The sequence below is a fragment of the Vibrio sp. 704 genome, assembly GCF_033339295.1.
In genome coordinates this window covers 1-722 of sequence record NZ_JAWOUH010000410.1, presented here as the reverse complement: position 1 = coordinate 722, position 722 = coordinate 1, and the positions used below count along the sequence as shown (strand labels likewise).

General features: G+C 47.4%; 1 protein-coding gene. It reads left to right on the top strand.

Translation table 11 applies throughout. The annotated features are described in order from the left end of the window. Window positions 1–722: glyceraldehyde-3-phosphate dehydrogenase (locus R7R24_RS26795; RefSeq protein ID WP_318120129.1), on the top strand; the 722-nt coding region annotated here is incomplete at both ends.

Below are 722 nucleotides of genomic sequence, written 5' to 3'. Positions count from 1 at the left end.
CTTCAAGGCGCGCGTGATGCCGACTCTTCTCTAGCCGCTCGCGATGTTGTGCTTTACGGTTTTGGTCGTATTGGTCGCCTACTGACTCGTCTTCTTATTGAAAAGAGTGGCCCAGGTTACCCTCTTCGACTGCGCGCAATTGTTGTTCGTGGCGGTAAGAAAGGTGATTTAGAAAAACGAGCTAGCCTACTTCGTCGTGATTCTGTACACGGTCAATTTAACGGCAGCATCGTGATTGATGAAGAGCGCAAAGCGCTTATCGTTAACGGCAACTACATTCAAATCATCTACGCAAACCATCCTAGTGATGTAGATTACTCTGTGTACGGCATCAACAATGCACTTGTTGTTGATAACACAGGTGTGTGGCGTGATTCTGAAGGTCTGAGCCAACATTTAGCGTGTAAAGGCGCAGAGAAAGTACTGCTAACGGCTCCGGGCAAAGGCGACATCAAGAACGTTGTATTCGGCGTTAACGAATCTGTGATTCAAGAAGATGACACCATCATCTCTGCAGCGAGCTGTACCACCAACGCAATCACACCAGTTCTAAAAGCATTGAACGACAAATACGGCGTACTTTCGGGCCATATTGAAACCGTTCACTCTTACACGAATGACCAAAACCTGATCGATAACTTCCACTCAGGTGACCGTCGCGGTCGCAGTGCATCTTTGAATATGGTTCTAACTTCAACTGGCGCAGCTAAAGCAGTAGCAAA